Source organism: Chryseobacterium sp. Mn2064 (genome assembly GCF_049319685.1).
Taxonomy (GTDB): domain Bacteria; phylum Bacteroidota; class Bacteroidia; order Flavobacteriales; family Weeksellaceae; genus Chryseobacterium.
Map to the genome: position 1 here is coordinate 478,053 of NZ_JBMOUE010000004.1, position 17,116 is coordinate 495,168.

Annotated in this window: 12 protein-coding genes; 5 read left to right on the forward strand and 7 right to left on the reverse strand. The window is 36.5% G+C overall.

The genetic code is table 11. The features are described from left to right. The first annotated feature begins 20 nt into the window (after window positions 1-20). Window positions 21-1,775, forward strand: coding sequence for a discoidin domain-containing protein (locus tag ACL9RH_RS17370; RefSeq protein ID WP_422694603.1), 1,755 nt, complete (start codon window positions 21-23; stop codon window positions 1,773-1,775). 47 nt (window positions 1,776-1,822) lie between these two features. Here ACL9RH_RS17370 and ACL9RH_RS17375 read toward each other — a convergent pair whose 3' ends face one another. The 3 genes from ACL9RH_RS17375 to ACL9RH_RS17385 form a co-directional block, all read right to left on the reverse strand. Beyond that, window positions 1,823-2,683 carry an alpha/beta hydrolase fold domain-containing protein gene (locus tag ACL9RH_RS17375; RefSeq protein ID WP_422694604.1) on the reverse strand — a complete coding sequence of 287 codons (861 nt, stop codon included), beginning with the start codon at window positions 2,681-2,683 and terminating at the stop codon, window positions 1,823-1,825. A gap of 77 nt (window positions 2,684-2,760) precedes the next feature. After that, on the reverse strand, window positions 2,761-5,013 hold the full coding sequence (locus ACL9RH_RS17380) for a TonB-dependent receptor domain-containing protein (RefSeq protein ID WP_422694605.1): 2,253 nt from the start codon (window positions 5,011-5,013) through the stop codon (window positions 2,761-2,763). A 46-nt stretch (window positions 5,014-5,059) separates the two neighbouring features. Continuing rightward, on the reverse strand, window positions 5,060-7,324 hold the full coding sequence (locus tag ACL9RH_RS17385; protein ID WP_422694606.1) for a TonB-dependent receptor domain-containing protein: 2,265 nt from the start codon (window positions 7,322-7,324) through the stop codon (window positions 5,060-5,062). A 324-nt stretch (window positions 7,325-7,648) separates the two neighbouring features. Between ACL9RH_RS17385 and ACL9RH_RS17390 the strand changes: the two genes are divergently transcribed. After that, window positions 7,649-9,430, forward strand: coding sequence for a carboxypeptidase regulatory-like domain-containing protein (locus ACL9RH_RS17390; protein WP_422694607.1), 1,782 nt, complete (start codon window positions 7,649-7,651; stop codon window positions 9,428-9,430). Between the two features lie 41 nt (window positions 9,431-9,471). On the opposite strand, the gene ACL9RH_RS17395 is transcribed toward ACL9RH_RS17390, so the two are convergent. The 3 genes from ACL9RH_RS17395 to recJ all read right to left on the reverse strand — a co-directional run bounded on the left by ACL9RH_RS17395 (window position 9,472) and on the right by recJ (window position 12,269). Continuing rightward, window positions 9,472-9,810 carry a DUF3817 domain-containing protein gene (locus ACL9RH_RS17395; RefSeq protein WP_422694608.1) on the reverse strand — a complete coding sequence of 113 codons (339 nt, stop codon included), beginning with the start codon at window positions 9,808-9,810 and terminating at the stop codon, window positions 9,472-9,474. A 74-nt stretch (window positions 9,811-9,884) separates the two neighbouring features. After that, the gene (nadD, locus tag ACL9RH_RS17400) at window positions 9,885-10,469 is read right to left on the reverse strand and encodes a nicotinate (nicotinamide) nucleotide adenylyltransferase (RefSeq protein ID WP_422694609.1); all 585 of its coding nucleotides are present in this window, start codon (window positions 10,467-10,469) and stop codon (window positions 9,885-9,887) included. 87 nt (window positions 10,470-10,556) lie between these two features. Next, complete coding sequence (gene recJ / locus ACL9RH_RS17405; RefSeq protein WP_422694610.1) at window positions 10,557-12,269, reverse strand: single-stranded-DNA-specific exonuclease RecJ; 1,713 nt, start codon at window positions 12,267-12,269, stop codon at window positions 10,557-10,559. A gap of 109 nt (window positions 12,270-12,378) precedes the next feature. On the opposite strand from recJ, the gene ACL9RH_RS17410 reads away from it, so the two are divergent. Then, window positions 12,379-13,191: a M48 family metallopeptidase gene (locus ACL9RH_RS17410; RefSeq protein WP_422694611.1), complete on the forward strand. Its 813-nt coding sequence runs from the start codon at window positions 12,379-12,381 to the stop codon at window positions 13,189-13,191. Between the two features lie 129 nt (window positions 13,192-13,320). Here ACL9RH_RS17410 and ACL9RH_RS17415 read toward each other — a convergent pair whose 3' ends face one another. Further along, window positions 13,321-14,943 (reverse strand): ABC-F family ATP-binding cassette domain-containing protein, encoded by a 1,623-nt coding sequence (locus tag ACL9RH_RS17415; RefSeq protein ID WP_422694612.1) that lies wholly within the window; start codon window positions 14,941-14,943, stop codon window positions 13,321-13,323. Between the two features lie 121 nt (window positions 14,944-15,064). On the opposite strand from ACL9RH_RS17415, the gene smpB reads away from it, so the two are divergent. Both smpB and ACL9RH_RS17425 read left to right on the forward strand, forming a co-directional pair. Further along, the gene (smpB, locus tag ACL9RH_RS17420) at window positions 15,065-15,523 is read left to right on the forward strand and encodes an SsrA-binding protein SmpB (RefSeq protein WP_034694839.1); all 459 of its coding nucleotides are present in this window, start codon (window positions 15,065-15,067) and stop codon (window positions 15,521-15,523) included. A 77-nt stretch (window positions 15,524-15,600) separates the two neighbouring features. Continuing rightward, window positions 15,601-17,115, forward strand: coding sequence for an OmpA family protein (locus ACL9RH_RS17425; protein WP_422694613.1), 1,515 nt, complete (start codon window positions 15,601-15,603; stop codon window positions 17,113-17,115). The last annotated feature ends 1 nt before the right edge of the window (window position 17,116 follow it).

A 17,116-nucleotide genomic window follows, 5' to 3' on the forward strand; every position in this document is an offset into this window, starting at 1 on the left:
TGAATGTTCAAAATCTAAGAATGAGACAATACTTTTTATCACTGGCAATTCTCCTGGGAATATTTGTCGAAGCACAGCAGAAAACGTTCTGTAACCCTATCAATATAGACTACGGATATACTCCTTTTGAAGTTTTTTCCAAGCAGGGAAAACACCGTGCTACGGCAGATCCAGTTATCGTCAATTTTAAAAACAAGCTTTTTCTGTTTTCTACCAATCAGGAAGGGTACTGGTACAGCGATGATATGCTGGACTGGAAGTTTGTGAAAAGAAAATTCCTCAGAGACAACAAATATATCCACGATCTCAATGCTCCGGCAGTTTGGGCGATGAAAGATACACTTTATGTATTCGGCTCTACGTGGGAACAGGATTTTCCGATCTGGAAAAGTACTAATCCTACAAAAGATGACTGGAAAATTGCAGTAGATACCTTAAAAGTAGGAGCATGGGATCCGGCATTCCATTATGATGAAGATAAAAACAAACTGTACCTGTACTGGGGATCAAGTAATGAATGGCCATTACTGGGAACCGAAGTGAAAGTTAAAAATCTTCAGTCTGAAGGTTTCGTAAAACCGATTCTCAGGCTGAAACCTGAAGATCACGGTTGGGAAAGATTCGGGGAATATAATGATAATGTTTTTCTGCAACCTTTTGTGGAAGGAGCCTGGATGACGAAGCACAACGGAAAATATTATATGCAGTACGGAGCTCCTGCTACGGAATTCAGTGGATATTCGGATGGAGTGTATGTCAGCAAAAGTCCTTTGGAAGGATTTGAATATCAACAGCACAATCCTTTTTCCTATAAACCTGGTGGCTTTGCAAGAGGAGCCGGGCATGGAGCTACTTTTGAAGATAATTACAAAAATTGGTGGCATGTTTCAACCATTTTCATTTCTACTAAAAATAACTTTGAAAGAAGGTTGGGAATCTGGCCTGCTGGTTTTGACAAAGATGATGTGATGTATTGCAATACAGCTTACGGAGATTATCCTACTTATCTTCCGCAATATGCACAGGGGAAAGATTTTAGCAAAGGTCTTTTTGCCGGATGGACGCTTTTGAATTATAATAAACCGGTTCAGGTATCCTCAACATTAGGAGGTTATCAGCCTAATTATGCCGTAGATGAAGATATTAAAACGTATTGGAGTGCTAAAACAGGAAATGCCGGAGAATGGTTTCAGACGGATCTGGGTGAGATATCTACCATCAATGCTATACAGATTAACTATGCAGATCAAGATGCGGAATTTATGGGGAAGACCTTAGGAAAAATGCATCAATATAAAATCTATGGATCAAATGATGGTAAAAAATGGAACGTTATTGTTGATAAAAGTAAAAATTCCAAAGATGTTCCTCATGATTATATTGAGCTTGAAAAACCTGCAACAGCAAGATTTCTTAAAATGGAAAATCTGAAAATGCCTACCGGAAAGTTTGCCTTGAGCGGTTTCAGAGTATTCGGAAAAGGAGCCGGTGAAAAACCTAAAAAGGTAGAGGGATTTGTTCCTTTAAGAGCTGATCCAAAAAAATATGGTGAAAGAAGAAGCATCTGGATGAAATGGCAGCAGAATCCGGAAGCTGACGGATATGTCATCTATTGGGGGAAATCTCCAGACAAATTGTATGGCAGCATTATGGTATATGGAAAAAATGAATACTTTTTCACAGGAGCAGACAGAACAGATGCGTATTATTTTCAGATCGAAGCTTTCAACGCTAATGGAATATCTGAAAGAACAGAAATCGCAAAATCAGAATAAATAATAAGATAGAGATAATGTAACACGCTTTGAGAAATCAGAGCGTGTTATTTTTTATCAAGAAGTTGCATGAATTTCTCGATTTTATCTATCAAAAAATCATCATTTCTATCTTTGTCCCAGTCAAGATGCCCACCAGAAAATTCGTAGGATTGATGAATAACATTATTTTTTCTTAAAACCGAATCTAATATCTTTTTCTGCGTAAGAGGAATGACGTGATCTTTTTTACCGTAGTAAGAAAGAGTAGGAGGTACGCCTTCTGTAATCCAATGAACAGGACTTGCAAAATTGACAGGCGCTATTTTTTGAGGTAGAGTTGTAGGATCAACCAAATGCTTTGCTACAAATGAATAGTCTTCATAAGAAGTGAAGCTTCTGTCTGAAAGGTCAGCAGGTCCTACAATATTAACAACGGCTTTCACTTTTTTATCAGCATCAAAATGATAGGCATAAAGCATAGATAAATGTCCGCCGGCACTATTTCCCAAAAGTATTAGCTTTGGAGTATAATTCAGTTTCTTTTTAATGTACGAGACAACACTTTGAATATCATTCATTTGATTGGGAATGCCATATTGAGTAGCAGAAGCTAGCCTGTAATTCATATTGATAAAAATATGATCCCGGAATTTCTGCATCATAGAAAGAGTAAAAAATGTGAGTTGAGATTTATTTCCTCCGCGCCAGCCTCCACCATGAATCATTATAAAAACCTCTTTTTGCTGATTATTTTTTTGATCAGGTATGTAAAGGTCTAAAACCTGCTCAGGATGATTTCCGTAGCGAATATTTTCTTCTTTATCAAATCTGATCTCATTTCCAAGATGGATTTTCTTTTCCTTACAGCCGATCCATACGAAGGAAATAGCTATACAAATAAAAATAAAAACGATATTTTTCTTCATAGATAAATATAAAAAACCCACTGAACAAATCAATGGGTTGATAATTAAAAAATAATTGAATATGAAGAATGATTAACTTATCTTGTTCTACTCTTGATGGCATCGGATGCGCCTTCTATGTCTCTTACCTTTTTCACTTTTTGGTTTCCGAAATTGTAAGTTACACTTACCATCACATTTCTGTTGTAACGGTTTTGGTGAATATAATTGTAGTTTCCGTTATCCTGTTGGTCTTCAATTTTGATGACATTGGTATTCAGAATATCGTTTGCATTCACTGCGAAGGTCCAGTCGTTCCACAGTTTCTTGATGCTGAGGTCTAGGCTCATTAAGCTTTTCAGAGATCCAAGCTCAATCTGCTGCTTATCTACATAGAAATAATTAACTCCGAAGAACCAGGTTTTCTTTTTATCAAGACGGATGGTGTTATTGGTCTGGATTAAGAGGCTGGTAGATTTTGTTTTATTACTGTACACAATATAATCTCCTTTTTCATTTTTGAATCGATCTCCAGTAGTAGGATCCGTATCCAGACTTCCGTTATTTATATTATGCTGAATACCGATATTGAAATTGGTTGTCCAGTACTGTTTAAAGAAGTTTTTCTGAAGACCCAGCATTGCAGACATTTCCTGTTTGTTTCCGAAATTGGTTCGGATGTATCTCAGCACCGGATTTTCTCCTACTTTGCCGGAAGGTGAGACCGGGTATCCCTGTAAAGGAACCTGAGTAATAACATCCTGAATGTAAGAATGATTTAAAATTAAGAAATACGAATTTCTATACATATACGTAAGTTCCTGGTTGTAGGTAGAAGAAGCCTTCACAAAAGGATTGTTCTGTGTATAATTGGCATCTGTCAGAATATTTCTTACCGGGTTCAGTTCCCAGAAGCTCGGTCTTCTCATTCTACTTGAAAATGAATAAGAAATGTTGTTCTTATCATTAATGGCGTAATTGGCACTTAGATAAGGAAGAAAGTTATTATAATTTCTTTCAATTCTTTTCAGCTCTTCTGTTGGAGCATTATCAGATGTTCCCAAGCTGTTGGTAATCTCATATCGAGCACCTACTTTTCCGGAAAGTTTATCAGATAATTTTTTTTCAATGGTGATGTAGGCTCCGTAGATATTTTCATCATAAATAAAGTGATTCGGTCTTGGATCCGGAGCCAAAAGAGGGATGTAGGAAAAAGTGATGTTTTTAGAATCGTTATCAGTTTTGGTTTTATTATAATTGCCTCCAACGGAGATGGTAAGGTCATTTTTAAACTTTTGAATATAATCCACCATTCCTGAGAAGTTATTGATGATCTGAGGAAGGTTTTGCTTGATCTGAGTTGTTCTGTCCATTACGTCTCTATCAGCATTTGACATGAAGGTTTGATTGTCAATATTCTGAAATCTTCTGTAGTTCAGATAGGCTGCATTCAAGTTCAATTTACTGCCCAGTGAATCTGTTTTTAATTCATAATTCAAATTCAGAGAGTTGTTGTACGATTTTGTATTCTCTCTGTTTTTAGACCAGGTATATTTTGTTTCCTTTTCTGTCTTAATGGTATTAAATAGATCTACCGTCGAATTATCACTTTTATTAGTCCATGTATTATAAGACAGGGCAAGATTGCTTTTATCGTTAAGCTGGTAATCAATATTAAGATAACCGCCGATGTTTTTGTTCGGATCATCAACGTCTCCTACCGATTCATTAGAAGTTGTTGAAGTACCGTTTTTCAACGTATAGGTTTGAGGTTCGATATTTTGCCCTCCGCTTACGCTGGCGCTTATTCCTAGCTTGTCTTTTCGGTAATTAGCAGAAACACTGGCCTGGCTTGAGTTGTATTTATTCTGAGTATTAGACATTCTCATATTTCCATTCAGTCCGTCGCTCATCTTTTTCTTTAAAATGATATTGATGATTCCATCCGAAGATTCTACCTGATACTCGCTTCCCGGAACGGTAATCACTTCAATTTTCTGAATATTTTCTGCCGGTGTATTTTTCAGGAACTGAACCAGAGAGTCGGCATCCATATTTGTTTTTCTTCCGTTGATGTAAATGATGGCATTGTTCTTTCCTGCAATTTTCAAGGATTTATCATCGGTTGAAGATAATAATGGGGTCTGCTTCAAAAGATCAAAAGTAGTATTGCCTTTAGCAACAGGAGAAGCAGCAACATCATATACAAAACGGTCGCTTTGCTTTTTAAAAACCTGCTTGGTAAGGGTAATGCCTTCTATGCTTTTGGTTTTTACCGTATCAGATTTCTTTTCCTGAGCAAAAGCACAGGCTCCGAATAGGATGGCGATGGACAAAAGTATACGTTTCATGTTTGTTTTTTTAAAGAGTGGTTGAGATGAAATAAGTATTTCCAGATTAGGTTCTTGATTTTACAGCATCATTCGCTGATTTCATTTCCCTTGCTTTTTTCAGTTTCTGATTTCCGAAATTATACGTAACTCCGATGTTCAGTAATCTTGGATAATTGAAATTGGTTATATTGTTATATTTTCCGTTGGGCTGAGTTCCCTGAACCCTGTAAAAATTTTGGTTGAACAAGTCATACACTTCCGCTACTACAGTCCAGTCTCCGATGATCTTTTTCAGACTGATATCAAAACTCTGTCTTGCTCCAATCATCCCACTTTCCATTGCTGCCTGGCTTGCGAAGAAGTAATTAACACCCAGGAACCAGTCTTTTTTAGAAGAAAGTCTAATCGTATTATTGATGGTTGCAGACATATTATAGTTTTTAATATCAATTATATATGGATCTACCACTTCTGTTTCTTCAGGTCCCGGTTTGGACGTAGGATCTGCCAGTACAGCTCCTTGGTAGGTAATATATCCTAAGTTCACAGAATAGTTGGTTGTCCAGATATCATTAAACCAGGATTTGTTCATTCCGAGAGTTAGGCTCAGCTCTCTGTTCTTTCCATAATTTGTTTTGATATATCTAAGGAATCTTGTCGTTTCCATGATTTTGTTTCCTAGCGGGTCATAGATATAATTTCCGTCTTCATCTTTCTTAGGTGCTGTTACCGTTCCCTGTAAAGGAATCATATCAGAAGCTGCAGCATCTTCCACCATATTAAAACTAAGGTTGGCGTAGAAAGCATTTTTGTACATATAGTTAAGCTCCTGATTATAAAATTTTGCCGCCAGTATAAAAGGATTGTTCTGAGTATAGTTGGTAGGGGTAAAGTACGTTCTGGAAGGGTTCAGTTCCCAGAATCTCGGTCTTCGGATTCTACTGGAAAAAGTATAGCTCAAATTATGATCGGAATTGATGGCATAATTTAAATTCAGATAGGGTAACAGGTTATTGTAATTTCTTGTAAAACCTCCCTCTTTGCCTACAATGTCTCCGGTACTTCTTGTCATTTCGTAACGAGCTCCTATTTTCCCAGATAGCTTTTCTGTAAGCTTTCTTTCATAGTTAAGATAAATTCCCAAGATATTTTCCTTGTAAATAAAGTGGTTGGTCTGATAAGTATCTGGAATAAATTCCTGATTTACATATTGATCCTGCTTCGTATCATTATCTGTGTTGGTGCGGTTATAGCTTGCCCCCATCAGCCATGTTTCACCTTTAGCCGTTTTTTTCAGATAGTCGATATTGGCCGCATAATTATTGATGATCTGAGGAACAGATTGATGAAGAGCCGAATAATTATTGTCTTTTACATTGCTTAAAGGAAAAGTTTCGTTGAAGCTCACCTTATCTCTGTTGAACCATAAGTAAGAAACGTTCGAAGTAAGTTTGCTGCCTAAAGAATCAGTCTTGATTTCATAATTTAAATTAAAAGAATGATTTCTTGTCTGTGCATCTTCATTGTTTACCGTTCTGTTTTTTATATTCCCATTTTGAAAATTGGTAACATCCAATATAGAATTGAAGCTCTTGTTGTATCTCATATTATAAGAAACACCCACACTTTGCTTCTTGCTGATCTCATAATCAACATTGAAGCCGCCTCCGAAAGTTTTGTTAGGATCATCATTATATCCATAAGATTCATTTCTGAAAGTAGGATCACCATTAGACAACGTATATCTCTGTCTGTCTGTCCAGCTTCCCATTCTAAAATTGGAGTTTCCGGACCATTTTCCCTGTCTGAAGTTAAAAGAAGCTCCTGCAGAAGGATTGTTATAATAAGCCTGTTCGTTCTGCATTTTCAGGGTACCGTTGTAGCCGTTATTCTTGTTCTTTTTCATCACAATATTAATAACACCTTCCTTAGATTCTACCTGAAATTCACTTCCCGGAACGGTAATGACTTCAATTTTCTGGATATCTTCTGATGGAGTAGACTTCAGCATCTCAATTAATGCTTCAGCATCCATATTTGTTTTCTTGTTGTTGATGTAGATAACAGCATCAGATTTACCAAGAATTTTCAACGTTTTCCCATCCACACTAGAAATCATTGGAGTTTGTTTCAAAAGATTGAACGTATTGGTTCCTTTAGCGATAGGAGAGGCTGCTACATCGTACACAAGACGGTCGCCTTGTTTTTTGAAAACCTGTTTCTTGATATTGACTGCCTCAATAGAGTTGACTTTCAAACTGTCTTTCTTCTGCTGAGCAGTAACAAATCCGCTGAAAAATAGGGCTGCAATGAGAATTTGAGTTTTCATGATAATTATTTTTTAGGTTTAATAGCTTGTATCGTTTGTTATTTTACATTGCAAAGATATATAATAAATTTAGTATCATGCAATGCAAAGTACTTAAAATGTTTTTAATTAAAATTTAAATAACTGATTATCAGTGATTAAAATTTATGTTAATTTTTTTGTCTTTAATGACTTTACTATTTTATTAGACAATTCAAACAATATTTTTGTTACATGATGAAGTGAAATTTGTTGAAATTTTAAAAAAATTAATAGAAAAAAAGAATTGGGCATCAAGGAATGTATTTTATTATTAATTTAGTGAAAATCAAAAACTAATACCATATGAGAAACATTTACCTCTTATTTTTATTATTTACATTGATAATCTCATGTAAAAATGAATCTTTCTTAGAAATCGGTGAAGAAACACCAACTCCCCAAGCAAATTATAATTTTGGAAATTCTACCCAAAAAAACTTTCAGGGAATTGTTCTGGATACAAATGGTCTTCCGGTTTCGGGAGCAACTGTCACAATTGGAACGGGTACAGTAACCACAAATAATAAAGGAGTATTTACCTTTAAGAATGCTTCGGTAAAAGAAAATTTTGCTCACATTAAAGTAACAAAACCAGGATATGTAAATGCATCAAGGGTTTTGGTTCCAACCAATGGACTAAATAATGTGAATATTATGATGATTCCTGCAACGGCAACAGCTAATGTTACCACAGGCTCCGTTTCTACCGTTTCATTATCCAACGGAACAAAAGTGAAATTTGATGGAAGCTTCAAAGATGCTAATGGAAATCCTTATTCTGGAAATGTAAGTGTTACTGTTTTTCACTTGGCACCCTCAGACAAGTATTTGAATGAATTGATGCCGGGATCTTTTTTGGCAACCAATTCCGCAGGAAGTCCTAGAGTGATGGAAACCTTTGGAATGCTGCATGTACAACTAACAGGGAGCTCCGGGCAAAACCTTCAGATTGCGAATGGTCATACAGCAGAAATCACTGTTCCTGTAGATGCGAGCCAGACTTCAAGCTCACCGGCTACCATTCCGTTATGGTCTTTTAATGAAAACACAGGAATTTGGCAAGAAGAAGGCTCTGCAACAAAAATTGGTAACGCTTACGTAGGAACAGTAAGCCATTTCTCGTGGTGGAATTGCGATGCGCAATTTGAACAGGCAACGATGAAAGTCACGGTGAAGAACTCTACTGGACAGGTTTTACCCAATATAAGAGTAACTCTGAAGAGAATGTCACAATCGTACGAAACTTATGGAGTAACGGATAATGTAGGAACGGTATCAGGAATTGTTCCGGCGGGAGAAACTCTTATCTTAAAAGTATATGATGCCTGTAACAGCGTAATCTATACAGCCAATGTTGGCCCTTTCCCTTCTGGAGTAATAACCACATTGCCAGATATTATAGTAAATCCTTCTTCTTCGATCAGCTATACAATTCAGGGAAGCCTAAAAACCTGTGCTAATGCCAATGTTACTGATGGGTATGTTCAATTGAAACCAGTAGGAACTACAAACTACTTTCAATATATGTCAGTTCCAGTAGATGCTAACGGGAATTTTACCCTTACGACCTATTCATGTACGGCAAATCCTCAGTTTATATTTGAGGGATTTGATACGGTTAATTTTCAGAGTACGAATCAGATGACTTTCACGGCAACTTCTAATAATTTTAACATAGGAAATATTATTGCCTGTAATGCTGTAAGCGAATTTATTAGTTACAAAATAGATAATCAACCGGTAACTTCTATTTTAGGGTCTATCAATGGGGAATGGACCGGTCTTACTTCAACATCACCCAATACACCGGCGAAGCAGTTGAGAATTGGTTCAATGAGCCCTGCAGGTCCATTTTTTTATTACACACAGAAAAATATGTTGGGAGTTGCGGCAAGTTTTACTTCAGATTATATGTTTGAAGTTTCAGGAGGGGCTATTACGCCAAGTAATGGAAACCTGGTGATTGATATAAGCAGTTTCGGTGCTGTAGGAGATTATATTGATTTTACGGTGAACGGTACTTTTACCAATAGCTCAGGAAATCATACATTCACCGCTACAGGACATGTAAAAAGAGATTTATAATACTAAAAAAAGGACCGAAAGGTCCTTTTTTATTATGGTATTTATTCTCTGTCAAAACGGGCGAGCTTTTTATCTACCCAAACCGTTGCAAAAGGGAAAAATGCAGATAATAATGCAAACACGAAATCTTCGTCATCCCAATTGTAAATCTTTTTTGCAGGAAGGCAGAGCATCAGATAAAGGGTGAAAAATAGACCATGTAAACTCCCAATAACACTAATGAAAATAATGGAGTATAGGTTTTCATCATATCGAATCCAAATCATGGCTACACAATAGAGCAAGAAACAGGAAATAGCTTCCGCCAGACAAATCTGTTTAAACCATTTGATTAGCTTTTCCTGAGAATATTTTGAAAATATTTTGTCGATAAAATCCATGTTTAGATTGATGAATTATAAATTATGAATGAAACAGAGTATCCAACTTATACTACAGTTTCCGTTTGGCAAAATTACTTATAAAAACTACTTCCATCCAAATATTCAAAAACTTCAGGAGGCAGCATAGGTCTTACATTCTTACCGTCTTTAAGCATATTACGGATTTCTGTAGCAGAAAGTTCTATTACAGGCGCTTTTATCAGAGAGATATTTTCATGTTGCAAATATTCCGAATCTTTTTTCTCTCCTTCAAACACTCTGGGATAAACAATGATATGATGGTTTTTGATCAATAGATCAAAATTTTTCCATTTATGAAGGCTGTTCAGATTATCTTCTCCCATAATCAGACTGAAAGAATACTCAGGATATTTTTCATGAAGATAGGTAAGAGTATCAATCGTATAGCTTGGCTTTGGAAGAGAAAATTCCACATTGGAAGCTCTCATATTAGGGTAGTTTTTTACCGCAAGCTGTACCATATCAAGTCTGTTATGATCTTTTAGCAAAGATTTTTTGTCTTTAAAAGGGTTTTGTGGGCTCACTACAAACCATAATTCATCCATATCAGAATTTTCCAGAATATAATTAGCCAAAATAAGATGTCCTATATGGATTGGATTAAATGATCCGAAAAATAAACCGATTTTTTTCATTTTTTGTTGGATAATAGACAGCGGATAGCAGTACGCTTATAATATGAATATTTTGACCAGAATCTTATATGTATTCAGGCTTTATTATTACTCTCTAAACTTGACATCCTTGATATTCAGATAATGGGTTACATTGCCTTTCCAGTGGTTTTCTTCCAGTGTAAAAGCAAGGTCAAAATTTCTATTCTTAAAATCTTCTACAAATTGCCCAAGTTTGAAACCTACACATTCAATATTCCGTCCGGTAGATTCCTGCTTGATGTAAAACTTCAGGTGATTATTATCTTTACCCATTGTCTTTACATAGCCGGAGAGCTTTTGATTGGTCAATGTGAAGATAGGCTTCATATTATGAGGTCCAAAAGGAGCCAGTTTTCGGTGGAAATTGATGAATTCTCTGTTGATCTCATCAATCGTGATTTCTGTATCAATTGAAATGGAAGGTTCCTTCTGATGCTCCTTAATTTTTTCAGAAACGATACGTTCAAACTTTTCTTTGAAGGCGTCAAACTTACTTTTTTCCATAGAAAGACCTGCCGCAGCATGGTGTCCTCCAAACTTCAAAAAGTATTCGGAACACATATCAAGAGCTTCATGCACATCAAAATCAGAAACAGATCTTGCAGAAGCTACCATTTCTCCATTATTTCCGTCTGTAAATACCAGAGTAGGTTTGTAATACGTCTCGATAAGTCGGGAAGCTACAATACCGATCACTCCTTTATTCCATTCCGGATGATATACGATGGTTGTATGTTTGGTTTCCTGCTGAGATTCTATAATTTGATTTAAAGCAGAAAGGGTAGAATTCATATCCAGCTCACGTCTTTCATCGTTGAGGTTCATGATGTCGTTTACAATCTGATTGGCATGTTTCAGGTTGTCAGAAACCATAAGCTCCACAGCTGCTTTACCGTGTGAAATTCTTCCGGCAGCATTTATTTTAGGAGCAATTTCAAAAACAATGTTGGAGATTTCAAAATGAGACAGTTTATCCTCAGGAATGAGAAGTCTTAAACCAAGGTTTCTGGTTTTTCTGAGAATTTTCAATCCCATTTTAGCCAAAACCCTGTTTTCTCCAGTCATGGAAACAATATCTGCCGCAATAGAAATAGCAAGAAGATCAGTCAATTCAAACAACTCAGCTTCTGGAATCTTATAGATAGTATTTAATCCCTGGCAGAGTTTAAAACCTACGCCACATCCGGAAAGCTCTTTGAAAGGATATCTGCAGTCACTTCTTTTAGGATCCAGTACAGCCGCCGCATTTGGGATTTCTTCACCCGGAAGGTGGTGATCGCAAATAATGAAATCAATTCCCAGATTGGTTGCGTAGTTGATCATATCAATAGCCTTGATTCCACAGTCAAGAGCAACAATCAGAGAAAACCCGTTTTCTTTGGCAAAATCAATTCCTTCGGTAGAAATTCCATAGCCTTCGGAGTTTCTGTCCGGAATATAATAATCCAGATATTTTTTCTCAACAATTTTGCTGAGATAAAGATACATTAGAGCAACAGCCGTGGTTCCGTCCACATCGTAGTCCCCGTATACCAGTATTTTCTCACCATTTTCAATAGCGGTTGCAATACGCTCTACAGCTTTTTGCATGTCTGCCATTAAAAAAGGATTGTGAATATCATTAAGATTGGGTTTGAAGAATTCTCTGGCCTTTTGATAATTGTCAATTCCTCTTAAAACGAGAAGTTTAGATTCAAAAGTACCAAAACCAAGTGACGAACTTAGTCTGTCCACAACTTCCTCATCGGGTTCAGGCTTGTAAATCCATTTTTGACTCATTTCACAAAAATAAGGAAAAAAAATAGCATTTAGGAATGAAGAGGAATTAAGTTTTGACTTTCTAATTGTTAAAAAATGGCTATCTTCGTGCCCCAAATTAAAAATGATTATGAAAAAAATTATCGTTTGCCTCGCTTTCTTAGGGGCAATAAACTCAATGAATGCACAGAAAATTAACCTTGGCAAAGCTGCCGGAATTGTTTCAAATGGTGCAAAAGCTTTAACATTTACCAACGAAGATGCTATCAAATTATCCAAAGAATCTGTAGATTGGATGGATAAAAATAATGCTGTAGCGGGACCGAAAGATCCGTATACTGTGAGATTGAATAAACTGTTCGGAAAACACAAATCTCAGGATGGTCTTACTCTGAATTATAAGGTTTATAAAGTAAAAGACATCAACGCATTTGCCTGTGCAGATGGTAGTGTTCGTGTATTTTCTTCCCTTATGGATATTATGACGGATAACGAATTATTAGCGGTAATTGGTCATGAGATCGGCCACGTTAAAAATCAGGATACCAAAGATGCTATGAAATCTGCTTATCTGAAGGCAGCTGCTCTGGATGCGGCATCATCAGCGTCGTCAGCTGTAGCAACTCTTAATGACAGTCAGATCGGTAAGATGGCTAATGCATTTCTGGATGCTTCTCACAGCAAAAAGCAGGAATCTGAAGCAGATACGTATTCATACGATTTTATGAAAGCTAATAAATATGATGTAGTGGGAGCTTACAGTGCTTTTAAGAAATTAGCATTGCTTTCGGAAGGAAGTACACAGTCTGGATTTGAGAAAATGTTCAACTCTCACCCGGATAGTGAAAAGAGAGCTCAGGCAATCAAAAAGAAAGCCGAAAAAGACGGATTGTGGAAAGATCCGGGAGCGGTGACACTGCCTACAGCAAAACTGACAAAATAAATTTGTTTTAAATAAAATAAAAAGCTGTTTCATGATGAATGAAGCAGCTTTTTTATGTTTACTTTTAATCTGGACATAAAAAAACCTCAAAGTTAACTTTGAGGTTTAGTATGAATTTAAATTATATTCTTAAGAATACATTTTTTCTCTTAATTCTTTTATTTTTTTGTCAGCAAGATATTCATCGTAAGTCATTTCTCTGTCGATGATTCCGTTAGGAGTCAACTCGATGATTCTGTTACAGACTGTTGAAAGCATTTCGTGGTCATGAGATGCTAATAAAAGATTTCCTTTGAAGTTAGACAATGAGTTGTTCAAAGTTGTAATACTTTCAAGGTCTAAGTGGTTGGTAGGTTCATCTAATAAAAGAACATTAGCTTTCTGAAGCATCATTCTACTGAACATACATCTCATTTTTTCACCTCCTGAAAGTACTTTACAAGATTTTAAAGCTTCATCACCTGAGAAAAGCATTCTTCCTAAGAATCCTCTTACGAATTCTTCATGACGCTCTTCATCATTTTTCGTGAATTGTCTTAGCCAGTCAACAAGACTTAGATCTTCCTGGAAGAAATTAGTATTGTCTAAAGGCATATGAGATTGGTTGGTAGTAACCCCCCATGCAACAGTTCCTTTGTCTGCTTCTACGTTTCCAGCTAAAATTTCGAAAAATTCAGTGATCGCCAAAGAGTTTTTAGAAAGTACTGCTACTTTATCTCCTTTTTTAAGGTTTAAATCGATGTTAGAGAAAAGTAATTCTCCGTCTTTTGTTTTTTCAAGACCTTTTACATCTAAGATTTGATCTCCAGCTTCTCTTTCCATTTCAAAAATGATAGCCGGATATCTTCTTGATGAAGGTTTAATATCGTCGATATTCAACTTGTCGATCATTTTCTTTCTTGCAGTAGCCTGTTTTGCTTTTGCAACGTTAGAACTGAATCGAGCGATGAAATCCTGAAGTTCCTTTTTCTTTTCTTCTGCCTTTTTGTTAGCCTGAGCTCTTTGTCTTGTCGCTAACTGAGAAGCCTGGTACCAGAAAGAGTAGTTACCTGTATAAAGGTTAAGTTTAGAGTAATCTAAATCTCCGATGTGCGTACAAACCGTATCAAGGAAGTGACGGTCGTGAGATACAACGATTACTGTATTTTCATAGTCAGCAAGGAAATCTTCAAGCCAAGAGATCGTTTCAATGTCAAGGTCATTGGTAGGCTCATCCAGAATCAATACATCTGGGTTTCCAAAAAGTGCCTGAGCCAAAAGAACCTTTACTTTGTCTTTATTTTCAAGTTCACTCATTGCCTGCCAGTGCATATCGTCTTTTATACCAACGTTTGAAAGCATGGTTTGTGCATCAGATTCAGCAGTCCATCCTCCCATTTCATCATAGATTACACCTAGCTCACCTGCTTTAATTCCATCTTCGTCAGAGAAATCTTCTTTTGCGTATAACGCATCCATTTCCTCTTTTATCTCAAATAATTTCTTGTTACCTCTCAAAACAGCTTCAAGAACAGTATACTGATCATAAGCAAAGTGATCCTGCTCCAAAACTGACATTCTTTTCCCTGGTTCCAGAGATACGTTACCTGTTGTCGGATCCTGCTTTCCTGTTAATATTTTAAGGAATGTGGACTTTCCCGCACCGTTTGCTCCGATGATTCCGTAGCAGTTTCCTTTGGTAAACATAATATTTACCTCGTCAAAAAGAACTCTTTTCCCGAATTGTAAAGATAAGTTAGATACTGTTAACATATAGTTTTGTAAATTTGGCGCAAAAATACAAAAAGAATTTGGGTATTCTGTAATAATATAATAGTCAAGTTTTTAAATGTATGGTATTTTTTATATATTTCATTAACGAAATTCTAAAATGATGAAGATTGAAAAAACAGTTAGCATATTAAACAAAAGAGCCCGCTTTGAATATGAAATTCTTGAAGAATATGAAGCCGGAATGGTTTTGACGGGTACCGAAATAAAATCTTTACGTTCTTCCAAAGCATCTATTACAGAATCCTTCTGTCAGTTTATTGATGGGGAATTATACATTATTAATATGATGATCGATGAGTATAAATTGGGAACTTTTTATAATCACAAAACAAAAAGGGAACGGAAATTGCTGTTGCACAAAAAAGAATTGCAAAAACTTGAAAAAAAGTTAAAGGATGCAGGTAACACAATTATTCCTTTAAAATTATATATCACTGATCGAGGTAAAGCAAAGGTGCTTATAGCCCTTGGTAGAGGGAAAAAGCTTTTCGATAAAAGGGAGGCGATAAAAGATAGAGAAAATAAACGAAACCTGGACAGAATATTAAAGAAAAGTTAAAAATCATTTGAAAAACTTTGTATATAAAGAAAAATTATATTTATTTTGCATTATCAATTATTTAATCATTTAATTCTATGAAAAATCTAAAATTAGGAATTTCAGCATTGGCGCTTACTGTTGCCTCTACTGTTTTCGCGCAGACTACCAACAATCCGTGGTTGATCGGAGTTGGTGCTCACGCTGAAAACCATATAGCAGCAAGAGGTACTTTCAGTAATACGTTCTCTGCTAACAATTTGACAAAGAGTATGTTCAATGTGAACAACTTCTCTATTACACCTCCACTATCTAAGTTAACAGTTGCTAGAAACGTTGGAAAAGGTTTAGTAATCGACTGGCAAACTTCTGTTGGAAATGTTGAAAACAAAAAATTCAACATGGGGAAAGAATTTTTCCTAATGACAGGTCTTGGTTTCCAGGCTCACGCTGCAGGTCTTTTATGGAACGAAGAATCTTGGTTTGATCCATATTTAAGAGTTGGAGCTAACTATTTAAGACATGACTATAGTGCACTAACTTTCCCAAGAAATGCGGTAGATGCTAACGGTAACTTTATCGAGAGCGTTCCAAACGGGAAAGATGGTAACGAAAATGGTAAATCAAACTTCTTTACTGTAGCTACAGGTGCTGGAGCTAACTTCTGGGTAACTAAAAACTTCGGTCTTGGTATCCAAGGTGACTATGTGTCAACTCCAGGTGACCACTCTACAGTTGCTAACTTCTGGCAAGCTTCTGCATCTATCTTATTTAGATTCGGAAACAGAGACAGAGATAAGGATGGTATCCTAGATAAAGATGACCTTTGTCCAGATACTCCAGGTTTACCAGAATTCCAAGGATGTCCTGATACAGACGGTGATGGAGTTCCAGATAAAGACGATCAATGTCCAGACGTAGCTGGTCCAGTTGAAAACAACGGTTGTCCTTGGCCAGATACAGACGGTGACGGTGTAATCGACAAAGATGACGCTTGTCCTACAGTAGCAGGTCCTGCTGAAAACAACGGTTGTCCTTGGCCAGATACAGACGGTGACGGAATCTTAGATAAAGATGATGCTTGTCCTACAGTACCAGGTCTTCCTGAATACAACGGATGTCCAGCTCCAGCTAAGCCACCAGTAGAAAAAATCAATACTACTCTTAAAGATATCTTATTTGATTTCAATAAGGCTACTATCAGACCACAGTCTAACGCTAAGTTAGATGAAGCTGCTAAAATCATCAAAGAAGCAGATGCTGCTAACTTCTTAGTAGTAGGTATGACTGATAAAAAAGGTTCTGTTGCTTACAACTTGAATCTTTCTAAAGCAAGAGCTGCTGCAGTAGTAGGTGCTCTAGAAGCAAGAGGAGTTAACCCTAACACTCTTAAGTCTATCGGTATCGGTTCTCAAGAAGCTACTGTTCCTGCAACTGCTTCTGACGCTGAAAGATTAGCTGACAGAAAAGTTATCGTAAGAGCTATCTCAGGATCTGAGTGGGAAACTTACAAGAAAAATGACATGACTGTTGCTGTTCCAGTGAAAAAAGCTGTGAAGAAAGGTGCTAAAAAAGCTCCAGCTAAAAAAGCTCCAGCTAAAAAGAAAAAATAAT